Source organism: Gaoshiqia sp. US2 (assembly GCF_059705485.1).
This window is the reverse complement of record NZ_AP048550.1, coordinates 4,466,751-4,481,580: the sequence shown is the minus strand read 5'-3', so window position 1 is coordinate 4,481,580 and position 14,830 is coordinate 4,466,751. Positions and strand designations below refer to the sequence as shown.

Below are 14,830 nucleotides of genomic sequence, written 5' to 3'. Positions count from 1 at the left end.
TTTGGACCTCCTTATCGAATTCGAGACAACCCAACGTTCAGTCCTTCACTATCTGGTGAGACCTCCACGGTTTCTATTCGTGGCTCGTTACCGATAGCTACTATGTCCGGCAGCTGCCGGATGACTTCTCACCACAGCCAACACGTGGACGGTGAGATCTCCCCTGGTAAAAGCTTTTCCCTTCCTCCAATGCCTGCGTGATCTACATAGTCAAACGTGAAAAATCAAAATAATGCTTCCACATTGTTGATAATCAATACAATATTGTTGATTAAATTTGATTTTGGGGGAGTAAAATCTACCGGATTTTTGCCAAATTTGAGAAAAAGCTGGTAGAAATGATAGGTCAAAAAGAAAAAAATCCGCAATTAAGTATGTTCCGGGTCCCGTTGAAACAATTTATTGATGAAAGCCATGAACTGGTTCAACTTTCCGGGAAAATAGACTGGAAAAGTCTGGAGAATGATTTGAGTGTTTATTATTGTGCCGACAACGGGCGTCCATCTGTCCCGATCCGGTTGATCGTTGGGGTTGTCATGTTGCGCAGGATGTATAACCAGAGCGATGAAAGCGTGCTTGACCGTTGGATCGAAAACCCGTACTGGCAATATTTCTGCGGAGAAGTTTATTTCCGTCACGATTTTCCGTTCGACCGGACCGAGTTGATCAAGTTTCGCAGGCGTATCGGGGAAAATGGAGCCGAACAGATTTTGAAGGCAACAGTGGATTTGTTTGGGAGCAAAGAAATCCGGGAAAAAGAAGTTTTAATCGATACCACGGTACAGGAGAAAAACATCACCTTCCCCACCGATGTAAAACTTCAGAAGAAAATCATCGAAAAGTGCCGGAAAATCTCAAAGAAAGAAGGCATCCACCTGAGGCAGACCTACCAACGCGAATTAAAGCAACTGCTGATCGACCAGCGCTTCCATGACCATCCCCGGAGAAAGAAGAAGGCGTTGGCCGCCAGGCGAAGGATAAAAGTGATTGCGGGAAAGATTTTTCGTGACCTGGAACGCAAGATGGGAGAAGCCCAAAAAATGAAATACCAAAACCAGTTCTGTATTTTTAAACGGGTACTGACCCAAACCCGGGGTTCGAAGAACAAGGTTTACAGTATTCACCAGCCCCAGGTAAGTTGTATTGCCAAAGGCAAAGAACACAAGAAATACGAATTTGGGAACAAAGTATCAATCGTAAAGACCCGTCAATCGGGAATCATTATCGGGATCATAAGCTTTTGCGGAAACCCCTTCGATGGAGATACCCTCTCTCCCCAACTGACGCAAGTGGAAAGGATCACCGGCCACAAGCCCGAAACAGGAATTGTTGACAGGGGATACCGGGGCCGCAAACAAGTAAATGGCACACAAATTATTTGCCCGGGGAAACCACTTGAAAGCCACAACAAATACCAACGGCAAAAAACAAGGCAACGCTTCAGGGCCAGGGCCGGGATAGAACCAGTCATTGGCCACGTGAAACACGACCACCGGATGCTTCGGAATTACCTGCTCGACCAGATTGGGGACAATATGAACTCAATCCTGGCGGCAGTCGGTTTCAACCTGAGAAAAATGCTCCGGAGGTTAAAATCCGGGGCAAAAAATATTTTTGAGCTATTTGAAAACCTAATTTTCCTCTTCAGTAGAAACTTAAGTTTCATGCTTTCTGGAAAAATGAGGGTTTTTCACGTTTGACTACATAGTGACCCTTTTGGTATTCTTGGGGCGTTACAATGATGTGCTTGCTTACCCGAATAACTATGCCTCATATGTAAGCATTCGGCCTGCCACGTATACTGAATTTTCTCTTAGACCGGGGATACCAGCCTGAGATTTGGAATTTTCTAAGTTCTACTGGAATCTCTTGGAATTAGTTGGAGTTTTCTGAAAAACTCTGGCATTTGTTGGATTTTTTCCAACGGTGTGGCAAAAGGTCGGCCAAGTCTAAATCGTAGTTGTTGTTGTACAATGAGATTCTGGTAAATACATCGGTCAACCATTCCCGGGGATTCACATCACTGGCTTTACAGCACCCCAGCAGGGAATACATGATGGCAGCATTCTCTGCCGACTCATGATTGCCACAAAACAAATACCCCTTTCTTCCTACGGCCAGTGGCCTGATGGCATTTTCGGCCAGGTTGTTGTCAGGCAGGTAGCGGCCATCCAAATGATAGCGGGACAGACGCATAAAAAGATTGTAGGTATAAGCCAGCGCTTTGCCCATTCTACCACCCGGCAGCGCTTTAGGGTAATATCCTTCAATCCATTTTTCAAAGGCACGCATAATTGGATAGGCCAGCCGTTTTCGAAGTTCAGCTCTTTGCCGGAAATCCATTTCCTGGTCAGTGGCCATTTCTTCAACTTGATAGAGTTTGGCTATTTGTGCCAATGCATACCCTGCTCCGGCTTTGTCTTCGGGAAGACTTTCGGAGAATTTGCGGCGCGCATGCGCCCAGCAACCCAGGAGCAAAACACCTTTCTTTTGCTCATAGATTGAGTATGCCTGATAACCGTCGGTTTGAACAGCTCCCTGGTAATTTTTCAAAAGATCAACCACTACTTTCCCGGCCCGGGAGCCTTTATCGTAGTGAAAGAAAACAAGGTTGTCCATTACCGAGCGGACCATCCACAGGTAAGCTTTACTGGCTTTGTGCTTTTCGTTATTGATAACCGGGATGGTGCTTTCATCAACCTGGATGTAGTCGGATGCCAGAATGAGTTCTTTTAAGCGAAGATAAAGCGCCCGAAGTAAATCGCTGCTGCCCTGGAACCAACCATTAACGGTTGATGCGGGCAATCTTACCCCGACCATCTTTAATATGGCAATCTGACGATGAAAAGGCAGGTGGTAAAAATATTTGTTCATCATCAGCTCGGCCAACAACGAAGGGCCGGCATTGCTTCGGGGTAAAGGCAATAGTGGCATGGATGCAATACGGATAGCCGGGTTTTCCTTCCGGTCCTGTTCATTCGTAATATTTTCTTCTCCTGCTGATTGCTTTACGGCGTATTTTGGGCGTTCTATCCGGCGTACATAAATCTCGCCGGGTTTGTGTTCAAGTATTTCTGTTACTTCCTCGCCAATGCGTACCCAGTTATCCTGGACTCCTTCGGGCTCTATGACTTCTATCTCCCGCCTGAGGTGGTCTGGAAGCGGCTGGCGAACAGCGTTCTTTTTCTCTCTTTCAGGCTTGCGCCGTTCATACTCGATTAACTCTTTCTCTGCATCTTTTATGGCGATCTGTTCTTCAGAAAGTACATCCAGGCCATCCCAGTCAATCTTTCTTTGATTGGGATCTTCTGCAATATGCTTTTCGCTGGATTTCCCAAAAAACTTGTGGCGAAACCAGGCCAGCTGATCGGTAAGCTTATGGATTTGCTGGTCTTTTTGAGCTACGACAACCTCTAATTTCTGATTTTTGGACTCCAGGGCTTCCAAGGCCCCGTTATCGACTTTTCGCAACCGGGAAAGCTCCTGGAACAGCTCATCACGTTCCTCCAGGGCTTCCAAGGCCCCGTTATCGACTTTTCGCAACCGGGAAAGCTCCTGGAACAGCTCATCACGTTCCTGAAGAAGCTCCTGGATTAACACATCTTTACCGGTTGCAAAATCGCTCATTTACCACTGTTTGATTATGAGCGTAAAGATAGTAAAATCAAGGCTTTCAGCCAATTTTTGGTGCCTGAAAAAAACTAAAAAAGTGCTTCGCTTTGTCGCTTTTTCAAGAGCCTTTTTTTAGGCTTCACATTTTTTACAATCATCATTAAATCGTGCCAATCAATGGACTGAGATGTGAGGGCTTCACCGAAGGTGGGAAGCTTAAAAACCCCACTTTCAAGCTTCTTGTGATAGATAACCAGGCCACCGTGCTCCAGGTGCAGAATCTTCATGATGGTGAGTCTTCGGTTGACAAAAATGAAAACCTCACCGCTTTGAACATCGCGTTTCATGACCGAGCTTACTATGCCACTGAGGGTGTAAAAGCTTTTGCGCATATCCACCGGTGCCGGATAAAGAAAGTACTTTAGCTTACCATGTAAATGAAACATCCGGCTCTAATCAAACAGGTGAACAATTGCTTTTAGCAAATGCATATCGGCCTTATCTCTTATCATCATTTTTGTACCGTTGGGAAACACAAACTCGATGGGAGCCTGATTGCCTGGGATACCGGAACTATTGATGGGAGCCTGGATTGTCCGCCGACTGGCAACCGGTAAGTTGGAATCAAAGACCAGCGGAACAAAACTCTCGGGCTGATGCCGCGACATCTCACCCAATTGTTTCTTCCAGTAGTAGAATGTGGAAGGGGCAAAGCCCTGGTTGGAACAAAAGTCCTTTACGTTCAAGCCCGACTCCTGATACTCCTGGAAGAGCCTCTTAAATGTTGATAGTGTCATCCTCATTTTTTTCCATCAAAGAAACGGCGAGATCCCCTGGCTGGCAATATGTATTACGCCGAATGCTTACATATGAGGCATAGTTATTCGGGTAAGCAAGCACATCATTGTAACGCCCCAAGAATACCAAAAGGGTCACTATGTAGATCACGCAGGCATTGGAGGAAGGGAAAAGCTTTTACCAGGGGAGATCTCACCGTCCACGTGTTGGCTGTGGTGAGAAGTCATCCGGCAGCTGCCGGACATAGTAGCTATCGGTAACGAGCCACGAATAGAAACCGTGGAGGTCTCACCAGATAGTGAAGGACTGAACGTTGGGTTGTCTCGAATTCGATAAGGAGGTCCAAACTTCGAGTTTGCCAGCCTTATCCTAAACAAAGACAGAGGTACTATTGGTGTAAAGAGCGATAGTGTTGATACCTGATGAACCGCCGTGTACGAGACCCGTACGCACGGTGGTGTGAGAGGCGCACTCCGTCAGCTAATTACTGGCGGAGCCGTCTACTCGATTGGCGGTATGTGCTTTTTTGTTAAAATAGTAATGTTGTCTGTCCTGCATTGTCGGCAGGTTTATTTTTTGTCTTTATTACGCTTATCTTTTCTTTCGTCTTTTTTGTATTTCTTTTTTCGTCTATTAAGAGTAAATTCTCAAACCTCATTTCATTTTCTTCTTCTTTTAAAACAGTGTTTGGAAGATTTTTAATTTCAACAAGACTCGTTGATTTTTTAATATATGATATAAAATTTTCACGTTCGTCAATAATTGCTATTGGTTTCCCGAAAAGCTTAAAGGCGGAAATGTCCAAAGGTTCTACAACGAACATTTCATAACTATATCTTTTCTCGTTATAGAACTGTCTGAGTTCCATCAAAAGGCGTCCCAACGCATTAGTTCCTGTCAAAATATTACCTTCCTTTTTTTTTCGAATTGCACCCCAAAAATCGTCCTTAATGCTATCCTCTACTATAGGTTTATCAAACGTACTTTCTAATAATTTACCAAATTCAGTGAAGTTTTGAGCAAGTTTAACTTTTAGACACCAGCGCATAATTTTAATTCGAGCATCATCCCAATCGTCCCTAGATTCGCTTTTAAATGGTTCACAAACCATCTTCGCTGACATTGGACTTTTTTGTTTGATGATTTTTTTCTGAATATCAGGAAGGTGCGGAAATCTACAAGCTTGATATAAAGCTTCAGATGATAAAATCTGAACGTCATTTACTATTAAAGGATACCCAGAAGCCATATTCGAAAGACCGCCATAGAGCTCTTTGGTTTTTCGAAAGACACAACATTCGTCTTCTTTATAAGTTTTAAGTTCGTATTTTTTTGTTGCCATTATTAAAAAGGTAAATCATCCTCTAAAGTAGTAGGATTGGCAATAATGTTAAAATCAAATGCTGCATTATTTCTTCTGACAACATTAAAAAGCGGAGTGAACCCACCGCCTGAATACCAGAAAACTAAAGGAGCATTATTGGGAACATTTCTCCAAGTAAAACATAAAGCTCCAAAACCAAAATCTTTCAAAGAAGGAAGCGAATAACCCAGTGCTCTAATATTGTGTATTTGTGAATTCGCATTGTCGAGAATTTGGATGCCTTTATGCAAAAAGACATTTTCTATTACCTGCCTATTTTCTGGAGAAGTAAAAAATTCCTCATTGCCAGGAGTGTTTGTTGGACGGTAAAATTCATCAGGTCCCGTTTTCCACCCTTTTTCTTCAGCTCTTTGGTCAACTCTATTGGATATTTCAGTTTGATATTCTTTTACACGGTCAGTTTGCTCCTCGTCCAATGGAAGTACCAAATCTATTTTTGAATCTACTGAAACACTATTTTGAATCTCAACCAGTCTATACATTTTATGCATAGAAGAAATTTCTTTAGAAATCTTGTGTCTCATTTCCGCGACTTTCTTTAAATAGTTCTTTTTGTGAATAAACACATAAGCAAAAACTAACGTTGTTGATTTATCTGCGATGGCTTGCTTATTTGTTTTACCTTCCGAAAAACTCTTTTCTGACCAATCCTTAATATCAGATATTAAAGTTAGTCCCGTACAAAGTATATCATCTAAGTAAATAGAATATTTTTTTGAGGAAGTTCCACAGTCATTAATTGATAACTCATATTTTTCCTGAATAAGCTCATCAAGCAAATTAAGCATTATTCCTTGGCTTTTACCTGCAGGTTGAAGATTGAGAAAGTTTGAATTCCGTAAAAAATCCTGGGGATTATTGAATTTAAAATCTTGTGTCAATTCATTTATTACTGAATCTAAAAAATTTTTAACGTCTTTTTTAGAACAATATCGTTTCTCAAATATATTCTTCAATTCAGTAAGTATTGGGATTCTTAAATTTTCATCAAATTGGTCTACCCAGTTTTTGATTTTAGACCTAGAAATTCTTGAACCATCAAAGAATTCAAGTCTATAATCTTTTATTAAACGATATATGTATAGGATTAAATCAAATTCATCACCTTCACCAACACTAACTTCATTAAAGTCCCTAATGTATTTATTTCCCGGCGGCACATAAAATCCATAGCACTGTAATTCGAACTCTATTTTGGGATTTGATGATATAATTTCTCCAAATATGACATCTTCAACGATAATTCCATGAAGTTCGTCGTCGTCAAATTTTATTATAATTCTATCATCAACAATATCAAATGTACCTGAGCTTGTGATTGTAAAAATAGGTCGCTTATTTTCATCGTAATCAATCTTTTTTAGATTAGCTTCTCCATTCTCTTTGAAATCAATTCTTTTCCCAGATAAATCAGAATCCTCTGCGCTTATCTGCCAATAGGTTCCATTTAGGTCAATCATTTTGTTTTCTTTTGCTTTGTTACTAATGCCTCTGTCTGTTTTTTAGCATTACCGCCAACGGTTTGGCTAAGTGCAGAAGCGGATTTGCGGGCGATTTCCTGTCCGGTAGGACACGGAAATTGAGCGGAAAGACGCGGTTGGCACACCACCGAACCCGCTTTTGCATTTAGCCTTTGTGTGCGCCCTGCATAAGCAGCGCGCACACTTGTTGTAAGCTCTGGAAAAAGTTTAAAAATACAAATAAACTTTACATAGTAGCGAAATAACAAGTGTGTATTTTTCCAAAGGGTGTAAGTCCCTATACGCTGGGGTAACGCCCGGAAGTATTAGCAAGTGACAAGCTGGTTGCTGGCGACGGCAGCAGTGAAGGAAGTCAAACGGCAAAATCCGGTACTGACGAACAGAAACGTGATATGAGGCATAGTTATTCGGGTAAGCAAGCACATCATTGTAACGCCCCAAGAATACCAAAAGGGTCACTATGTAGATCACGCAGGCATTGGAGGAAGGGAAAAGCTTTTACCAGGGGAGATCTCACCGTCCACGTGTTGGCTGTGGTGAGAAGTCAGCAGAGGACATAGTAGCTGCCGGTAACGAGCCGATGAATGAATCGGAGGACTCACCGAGGTAGTGAAGGGCCGAACATTAAGATGTTCCAAATTCGTCAGGGAGGCATTGCCAGCCCTGTCTTAAGCGGAACAGGGCAACCGAATAAAACGAAAACGGGAATGATTGAACAGGTACTCAACCGGAGGAATATGATGCGTGCTTACCGTCAGGTGGTGTCGAACAAAGGTTCGGCAGGCGTTGATGGTATGCCGGTGAAGGAACTATATGCCCACCTGACCACTAACAGGGAGCAGATAGAATCCGAAATCCGGCAAGGGAAGTACCAACCACAAGCCATTCGAGGGGTGGAAATCCCCAAAAGCAACGGTAAAGTTCGCCTGTTGGGCGTACCTACCGTAACCGACCGGATGCTTCAACAAGCCGTTGGTCAGGTTTTAGCCATCAAATTTGAGATGGAGTTTGAAGATTACAGCTATGGTTTCCGGCCTAACCGCAATGCCCGGCAGGCCGTGTTAAAAGCGCAGGAATACATCAACTCGGGCTATCAGCATATTGTTGATATCGACCTGAAAAGCTTCTTCGATGAAGTAGACCACTGTATTTTACTGCAATTGATCTACAGGAAGGTCAAATGCCCGCTCACGCTACGGCTGATCCGCAAATGGCTGAGAGCGCCGATTCAAATCAACGGCAACTTGGTCAAGCGTCGTAAAGGCGTGCCACAGGGAAGCCCGCTTAGCCCGCTGCTGTCCAACATCATGCTCAATGAGTTGGACAAAGAACTGGAAAAGCAAGGATTTCGCTATGTGCGCTATGCCGATGATTTTAGTGTGTACACCAACAGTAAAACGGCAGCCCGCAAGATTGACAACAGCATTTTCCTGTTTCTAAAGGATAAGCTGAAACTGCCCATCAACCGGGAGAAAAGCGGCATCCGCCGTCCGGTCAACTTCAAGGTTTTGGGCTACGGATTCGTACCCACTTACCGAAAAGGGGAGAAAGGCAAATACCAACTGGTTGCAAGCGAAAAGAGTTGGAAATCACTCAAAGAAAAGCTGAAAACGATCACCCGAAAAACCACCCCGATGAGCTTCGACGAGCGCATCCAAAAGCTCAAAGAAGTCTCCCAGGGTTGGCTTAATTACTTCCGGATGGCCAGTATCCAGGTCAAACTGAAGGATATCGACGGGTGGCTGAGGAATCGCCTGCGGTACTGTATCTGGCATCATTGGAAAAAGCCGGAACGGAAACGAAAGAACCTGATCCGGTTGGGTGTTTCACCCGAACAGGCCTACCAATGGAGCCGTTCGCGAATGGGGGGATGGGCTATTGCCCAAAGCCCGATTCTGGGAACGACCATTACCCTGGAGCGATTGCGAAAAAGAGGTTATCAAGCGTTGCTTACGTATTACGAGAAAGTTGCCCCATATCTTAATGAACCGCTGTATACGAGACCCGTACGTACAGTGGTGTGAGAGGCTCTCCCCGTCAGCTAATTACTGGCGGGGCAGTCTACTCGATTGTATGCTGGGCTTTATTCATTATCAGTTAATTATCAATATTTTACGGTCAATAAACCACTCAATCGAAGCACTGCCATTTCCGAAAAAATTAGTTTTTAGGGCGGCAAAAAGCGTTGGCAGACAGACAAGCTCTTTTGCAATTTTTGGTTGCGAATGGGCTTGTGCGAATTGCAAATGTGCTTGGACTGTGTGGGTAGAGTTTTCATCTCGTTTTACATTGGAATAATATTTTCAGGCAAAAACCAATTGTTTAAAGTTCCCAAAGCAGAATCAGATAATTCTTGCGTAAATAATACAGCTAATCTTTTTTTAGGTCTTGAGCAAGAAACATAGAAAAGATTTCTATTGCGTTCAAAAGCTTCTTTTTTATCAGCAGGAATTCCATCGTTCACCCAACCAAGAAACTGGCTCCAATTGTATTTATTCCACCCCCTTCCGCAAACTACTAAGACATTCTCAAATTCTGCACCCTTTACTCCATGATTGGTTGAGAATGGAGTTTTATCATCAATGTATTTAGCTAGTTCTATTACCTCTGAATATTTTACTAATTTGAGTTTCCTTATTTTTGAAACAAGTTTTTTATCGGATTCATCCTCAATCTCTGTTAAGTCCTTTAATTGTGAAAATTTCTCTTCTGATTCTTCAATCTTAGCCGACAAACGTGGTTTCTGTGTTTCAACTAAACAATCAATGACGTCACCAATTGTACCTGTATTTCTGCTATCAATTAATCTTTTTAAACTTTCATTCCAAACTTTTTTATCATCATGGTTTCTCAACCTTGGTGTTCTCAGTCCTATTGCCTTTAACATCTCACCATATTTTTTATTGCTAAAATGCTCTGAAACCGGTTCAAGAATATTTACAAAAAAGTCAATGTATTTATCTTGCATTTTAAGATAATCATCAGAATATTGAAAAACATCAGAAATGCCACTATACCCTTGCTCTCTGGCAAGAACGGAATTAGTGAGCATTAAAATTTTAGTTTTTTCAAATGTAAATTCCCAACCATCCTGTAATAGTCTATTTTTTAAAGCTCTAAAATAATTCCCTGCTTCATTCGCTGGCAAATCACCTGTCCAATGTCCACCACCTTTTCCATCTCTTCTTGCACCTATCCAATTATTTGTATGAAAAACTTTAATTTCGCCAGCAGAAGATGGGTCTTTTCCCATTTGCGGAAGGCTTGGACGCATTCTATTTAGAAATTCAACTATTTTCTTCTCAGACCTAAAATTTGCATTTTTCCCAATTTCCTCAATTTTATCAGATGACATTTCGCCAATTCCTTCTTCATAAATTTTCTGCCAATGGTCTCCGAATAATCCAATTTGTATATTAATATCAGACTCTATCAAATTTGAAATTATAGTTTTGCCTAAATCAGCATTAGTATCTTGATATTCATCTATAAATATTATCGGATATTGATTTTTAAGAATATCCCTAAACTTAGCTTTAGAAAGAAGGACTGTAAATAGTTGTATTACATTGTCATGATGGATGTAGATTTCTTTCTCTGAGGCACTTCGATAACCTAAATCATATACAATTTTTTGTTTTTTCAATCCCCCTGCTTCATCAATTTTTTCATTAAGCTTATCATCTCCTAGTGTCGGAATTTGCTCTCTCATTTGAGATTGAAAACCTTGTAATATCGACCAACAGAAACCATGAATTGTATCAACATAAACAGATGGATGATTATCAATTCTACTTCTAATCTCATCTGTTGCAACGTTAGTATAGGTGATACATGCAATTTTCTGAAAACCTTTTTGAAGTGTTGCTGACTTTGATTTTATCAGATAATGCAATGCTTGAATTAAAGAATATGTTTTACCTGCACCAGCTCCTGCTTCAACGCGAAATGAAATACCTTTATCTAATGCAGTGTATATTTTCTTTAAAGTTTCTTCTGATGCTTTTTCGGCTGGATTACTCATAAAGCTATTATTTAATCAAGTCTGTACTTAAAACTTTATTTGATTCATTTTCTGATAGCCAAACTAAGCCTTCTTTGATATAAAGTGGAATCACCCAATTTGATTCTTCATAAGCATATTTTATAGCAAAATCTGTCTTTTTAGAATTATACTTTTTAGCTTCTTCAAAAGCTTTCATTTCTAAATCATTACCCTTCTTTTCAGTGATACCAAAGAGTTCATGATTAGCGATTATAAAAGCATCTTCAAAACTTCTACCGCAACATTCTTTTGAATCTTCATCAATTTGGTAAGCTATTCTCCTTGTGCCTTGAATTTTATCTTTAATGAGTTTTGAGCGGATTTCAGATAAATCAACGTTTTCTTTGTCATTACCTTCATCATCCTTATAACTGAACCACTTAATTATACCTGTATTACTTGACGTTGCACCAGCAGAAACTAGACATGCTTTGTATTTAATCCCTTTATCAGTTTGTTCAGGTTTTGTAGAATCAAGGTCAGTGATTATTAAAGTCTTTAATTCTAGGAAATCCAGAAATTTATAAAAATGATGAGCATAGGCACCTCCAATTTCAACAGTCGAGATAAATTGGCTTGAAAGATTTCCTTTATCTAATTTTTGAATGAACTCGGGCATTAAAATTCTTTCTGTTGGGCCTTCAATCATAATGGCTTTATCAGCAAAGAATAAATCACACTTAGTTAATGTAAGATATTTGTGAATGAAATTTTTATCCGTATCATTTTCAGGTTTACTAAATTCTTCATTAAGGTCTTTAATATATGTTTGGAGTTCATCATCTCCTTTTGTAAGAAAGTAGCGGATGGATTCAAAATCTGCTTCATTGGCTATGTGTGTTGAGTGTGTCGTTACAATAAATTGAACTGGCCAATCTTTACCTCCATTTAATTGTTTTGAAAAAGTATCTGCTATTTCGTACAATTTCCTAATAAATACTTCTTGCATTTGAGGATGGAGGTGAGCTTCGGGTTCTTCAATAAAAATCACATGATTTTTAGGTTGTATTTCATCAGATTGAAACTGTCTGAAATAATCAAACAAATGAAAAAGGATAAATATTAAATTTCTTGAACCTAATCCATTATAAGTTTCAGGAAGATTTATTCCATGAGATTTTTCATACAATAGCTTTGTGTTTTTCTCAATAATAGTTTTAGCATCAAAGGTTGTTTTTGTGGTAAATTTTGGGTCGCTTAACCCAGGATATCCCATAATCTGAAGTGCTGGAATTAAAGCTTGAACTTTTGAATTAAAATCAGAATCTACAGTTGTTTGTATTTGTTTTACAACTTCGTCCAGTTCTTTAGATTTCTTCTGCATTTCTTCTGGTGCAGATTCTTTAGAAGCATTACTAAAAATGCTACTTAGAACTTTTCCCAAAACATCATTCTCTTTTATCGTTTCATCATCTAACCAACGTTGTGCATTTATAAAATCTGTTCGAATTAAACGTTTGTAATTTTCAAATTCCGTTTTTGAAGTATTACCGGAATCTTGAATATCAATTGCAATAACCTCAAAATCATAATAAATAGGTATTCGCTCTCTGAGAATGTTAAATAAATTCGGGTCACTTTCATCTGTCAAATCAAAGAAAAGTCCTTCAATTTTTCCGTCTTGTAATTTATATGATATTTTAATTTGAGTTCTTGTTAGTTTCTCATCCAAATCAATAATAAAGTTGCTTAGCACTCCATAATCATCTTTATTATCTGAATAATTTAGCAACAAAGACAATTCGATACTGGGCAAAAGTTCTCGGATAACTGAATCCTTTTCCTTATCTATTTTTGCCTTTAAAGCTTTTGAAAAATCAGGAAGAGAAGAAAGACTAAAATCTTCAAGTTTAAATTTATCTCTTCTTGAAAATCGTCTAAATATCTCTGTTAATGAAGTTTTACCTGAGTTATTACGACCAACTATAACAGTTGTTTTATCTTGCAATGAAAGACTAGCATTTTTTAAAAGTCTAAAATTTTTTATTTCAATTTTTTCTATCTGCATATCATTGCTATTTAAAGTCACTGGTGTCTATTAAAAAATGTTAATTCAATTAGAAGTCCAAATGCAGTTGGCAATCGCTATCATCATAGGCCTTATTTTCCCTCGGAGCCAAGAGTTCTTGAATGGGATCCTTGACCAGCAGGGAATTACCAAGGATACGCATGACCTCCACAACAGGTCTGCCCAGTTTGAGGTCGTGTTCAATAATAGCGACAAGACAGTACGTGATGATGGCGACATGTATCTGTATGCGGACCGCATTCTCGGATTCTCCCCAAAAGGATTTGACACGGAGATGCTGCTTGATCCATTTGAAAAACAGCTCCACCTGCCATCTGTAACGGTAAAGAAGAGCAATTTCATTTGCTTTGAGGTAGAAGTTGTTGGTGTAGTAGGTGAAGGCCCTTCCAAGGTCAGGGGCATAGAATACGATGCGTCTGAGCGAAACCGGATAGTTTCCACTGTTTCGCTTTCCTGTAAACCTAACCGTTTGGTCCCGCAGGACATTGTCATCTCCTTCAAGCATGTCATCTCCTTCCGTAATTTCATAATCAGGGCGGGACTTCTCCCGTATGATGAAGAAAGCTCCGGCCAGCTCAATTGCGTAGAGTCTGGAGAGATCAAAGTAGCCTCTATCAAACACATAGCAAGCGTGCCGTTCGTATGTAAACCAGTCCATAGACTTGGTGTCATGCACATTTGCATGGCTGATTCTGTAGAAGACCGGTATTTCAGTGGCAATATCAATCTGGGTATGAATCTTGATGCCAGACTTTGTGCTCCTAAACTTTGCCCATCTAAAGACCGACATGCACAGGTCGATGGTAGTGGAATCAATGGCATAGAACCTTCCGTGGAGTTCAAACTCTTTGGTGATACGTTTGGCCTGGGCAATAGACACAATGTAAAAGGCAAACTTCTCAAAGATCCCATGGTCTCTAAGGCTGTTTGCTTTGGAAAGAACGCTTCTGTTGATGGGAACCTTTCCAAACCCGAGGTGAAAAGATCTTTTGGCATGAGCAATAGTGACATCTGTGAGTTCTCTAAGACTATGGCAGCCTATGAGCTGGCCGTACATGATAACCAGCATATGGCTCCAGTAGGATGGTGCCATTCTGACTGTCCTGTCTTTGTGTTTTATTACCAGTCGTTCGAAGTAACGTTTCGGGAGAAACTCCACAATCTGTGCGAAAACATATTTGCCAACGTTCATACTTGTTCCAATTTGTACCTGAGTACAAAGGAACAAATTTCAAAAGGGCGACAAGGTTTTGAAAAGCTAGCATGCTGTGCATAAAACAGATATGAGGCATTTTAACAAAAATTAATAGACACTAGTGATTTAAAGTATGTGTGTTGGCAAAAATTGCACTCTTATGCAAATTTCGGATTGTGGGTCAGCTTGTGCGATTTGCAAATGTGTGCAATGTGCGAGGGCTTCCCCAACTGTCCCGAAGGGCAGACGCGGGCGGGCAAAAACTAATTTTTTCTTGCACCAATCT

Annotated in this window: 11 protein-coding genes; 2 read left to right on the top strand and 9 right to left on the bottom strand. The window is 40.5% G+C overall.

The genetic code is table 11. From position 1 onward, the window contains the following. The first annotated feature begins 338 nt into the window (after positions 1 to 338). Complete coding sequence (locus tag AC6H3C_RS17680; protein ID WP_497516615.1) at positions 339 to 1,700, top strand: IS5 family transposase; 1,362 nt, start codon at positions 339 to 341, stop codon at positions 1,698 to 1,700. A 175-nt stretch (positions 1,701 to 1,875) separates the two neighbouring features. Here AC6H3C_RS17680 and tnpC read toward each other — a convergent pair whose 3' ends face one another. The 6 genes from tnpC to AC6H3C_RS17650 all read right to left on the bottom strand — a co-directional run bounded on the left by tnpC (position 1,876) and on the right by AC6H3C_RS17650 (position 7,523). After that, positions 1,876 to 3,627 (bottom strand): IS66 family transposase, encoded by a 1,752-nt coding sequence (gene tnpC / locus AC6H3C_RS17675; RefSeq protein WP_497516749.1) that lies wholly within the window; start codon positions 3,625 to 3,627, stop codon positions 1,876 to 1,878. 74 nt (positions 3,628 to 3,701) lie between these two features. Beyond that, positions 3,702 to 4,058 (bottom strand): IS66 family insertion sequence element accessory protein TnpB, encoded by a 357-nt coding sequence (gene tnpB / locus AC6H3C_RS17670; RefSeq protein WP_497515904.1) that lies wholly within the window; start codon positions 4,056 to 4,058, stop codon positions 3,702 to 3,704. A 6-nt stretch (positions 4,059 to 4,064) separates the two neighbouring features. Next, positions 4,065 to 4,409, bottom strand: a complete 345-nt coding sequence (gene tnpA / locus AC6H3C_RS17665; RefSeq protein ID WP_497516013.1) for an IS66 family insertion sequence element accessory protein TnpA — start codon at positions 4,407 to 4,409, stop codon at positions 4,065 to 4,067. 530 nt (positions 4,410 to 4,939) lie between these two features. Then, entirely contained in the window at positions 4,940 to 5,752 is an 813-nt protein-coding gene (locus AC6H3C_RS17660) for an NADAR family anti-phage protein (protein WP_497516747.1), read from the bottom strand. Between the two features lie 2 nt (positions 5,753 to 5,754). Continuing rightward, positions 5,755 to 7,254 carry a phosphoribosyltransferase-like anti-phage protein gene (locus AC6H3C_RS17655; RefSeq protein ID WP_497516746.1) on the bottom strand — a complete coding sequence of 500 codons (1,500 nt, stop codon included), beginning with the start codon at positions 7,252 to 7,254 and terminating at the stop codon, positions 5,755 to 5,757. Then, entirely contained in the window at positions 7,251 to 7,523 is a 273-nt protein-coding gene (locus AC6H3C_RS17650) for a hypothetical protein (RefSeq protein WP_497516744.1), read from the bottom strand. The genes AC6H3C_RS17655 and AC6H3C_RS17650 overlap by 4 nt, the downstream gene beginning before the upstream one ends. A gap of 381 nt (positions 7,524 to 7,904) precedes the next feature. Here AC6H3C_RS17650 and ltrA point away from each other — a divergent pair, with 381 nt between their 5' ends. Then, positions 7,905 to 9,299: a group II intron reverse transcriptase/maturase gene (ltrA, locus tag AC6H3C_RS17645; protein WP_497516742.1), complete on the top strand. Its 1,395-nt coding sequence runs from the start codon at positions 7,905 to 7,907 to the stop codon at positions 9,297 to 9,299. Between the two features lie 260 nt (positions 9,300 to 9,559). On the opposite strand, the gene AC6H3C_RS17640 is transcribed toward ltrA, so the two are convergent. From AC6H3C_RS17640 to AC6H3C_RS17630, 3 genes are read right to left on the bottom strand one after another with little or no spacing between them, the layout of a single operon-like run. Further along, the gene (locus tag AC6H3C_RS17640; RefSeq protein WP_497516741.1) at positions 9,560 to 11,299 is read right to left on the bottom strand and encodes a UvrD-helicase domain-containing protein; all 1,740 of its coding nucleotides are present in this window, start codon (positions 11,297 to 11,299) and stop codon (positions 9,560 to 9,562) included. 7 nt (positions 11,300 to 11,306) lie between these two features. Further along, entirely contained in the window at positions 11,307 to 13,328 is a 2,022-nt protein-coding gene (locus tag AC6H3C_RS17635; RefSeq protein ID WP_497516740.1) for an AAA family ATPase, read from the bottom strand. A gap of 49 nt (positions 13,329 to 13,377) precedes the next feature. Further along, positions 13,378 to 14,541, bottom strand: a complete 1,164-nt coding sequence (locus tag AC6H3C_RS17630; protein ID WP_497515873.1) for an IS4 family transposase — start codon at positions 14,539 to 14,541, stop codon at positions 13,378 to 13,380. Positions 14,542 to 14,830: the final 289 nt, after the last annotated feature.

Coding starts and splice junctions, on each gene's coding strand:
- AC6H3C_RS17680 (WP_497516615.1), top strand. CDS start 339: ATGATAGGTCAAAAAGAAAAAAATCCGCAATTAAGTATGTTCCGGGTC.
- tnpC (WP_497516749.1), bottom strand. CDS start 3,627: ATGAGCGATTTTGCAACCGGTAAAGATGTGTTAATCCAGGAGCTTCTT.
- tnpB (WP_497515904.1), bottom strand. CDS start 4,058: ATGTTTCATTTACATGGTAAGCTAAAGTACTTTCTTTATCCGGCACCG.
- tnpA (WP_497516013.1), bottom strand. CDS start 4,409: ATGACACTATCAACATTTAAGAGGCTCTTCCAGGAGTATCAGGAGTCG.
- AC6H3C_RS17660 (WP_497516747.1), bottom strand. CDS start 5,752: ATGGCAACAAAAAAATACGAACTTAAAACTTATAAAGAAGACGAATGT.
- AC6H3C_RS17655 (WP_497516746.1), bottom strand. CDS start 7,254: ATGATTGACCTAAATGGAACCTATTGGCAGATAAGCGCAGAGGATTCT.
- ltrA (WP_497516742.1), top strand. CDS start 7,905: ATGTTCCAAATTCGTCAGGGAGGCATTGCCAGCCCTGTCTTAAGCGGA.
- AC6H3C_RS17640 (WP_497516741.1), bottom strand. CDS start 11,299: ATGAGTAATCCAGCCGAAAAAGCATCAGAAGAAACTTTAAAGAAAATA.
- AC6H3C_RS17635 (WP_497516740.1), bottom strand. CDS start 13,328: ATGCAGATAGAAAAAATTGAAATAAAAAATTTTAGACTTTTAAAAAAT.
- AC6H3C_RS17630 (WP_497515873.1), bottom strand. CDS start 14,541: ATGAACGTTGGCAAATATGTTTTCGCACAGATTGTGGAGTTTCTCCCG.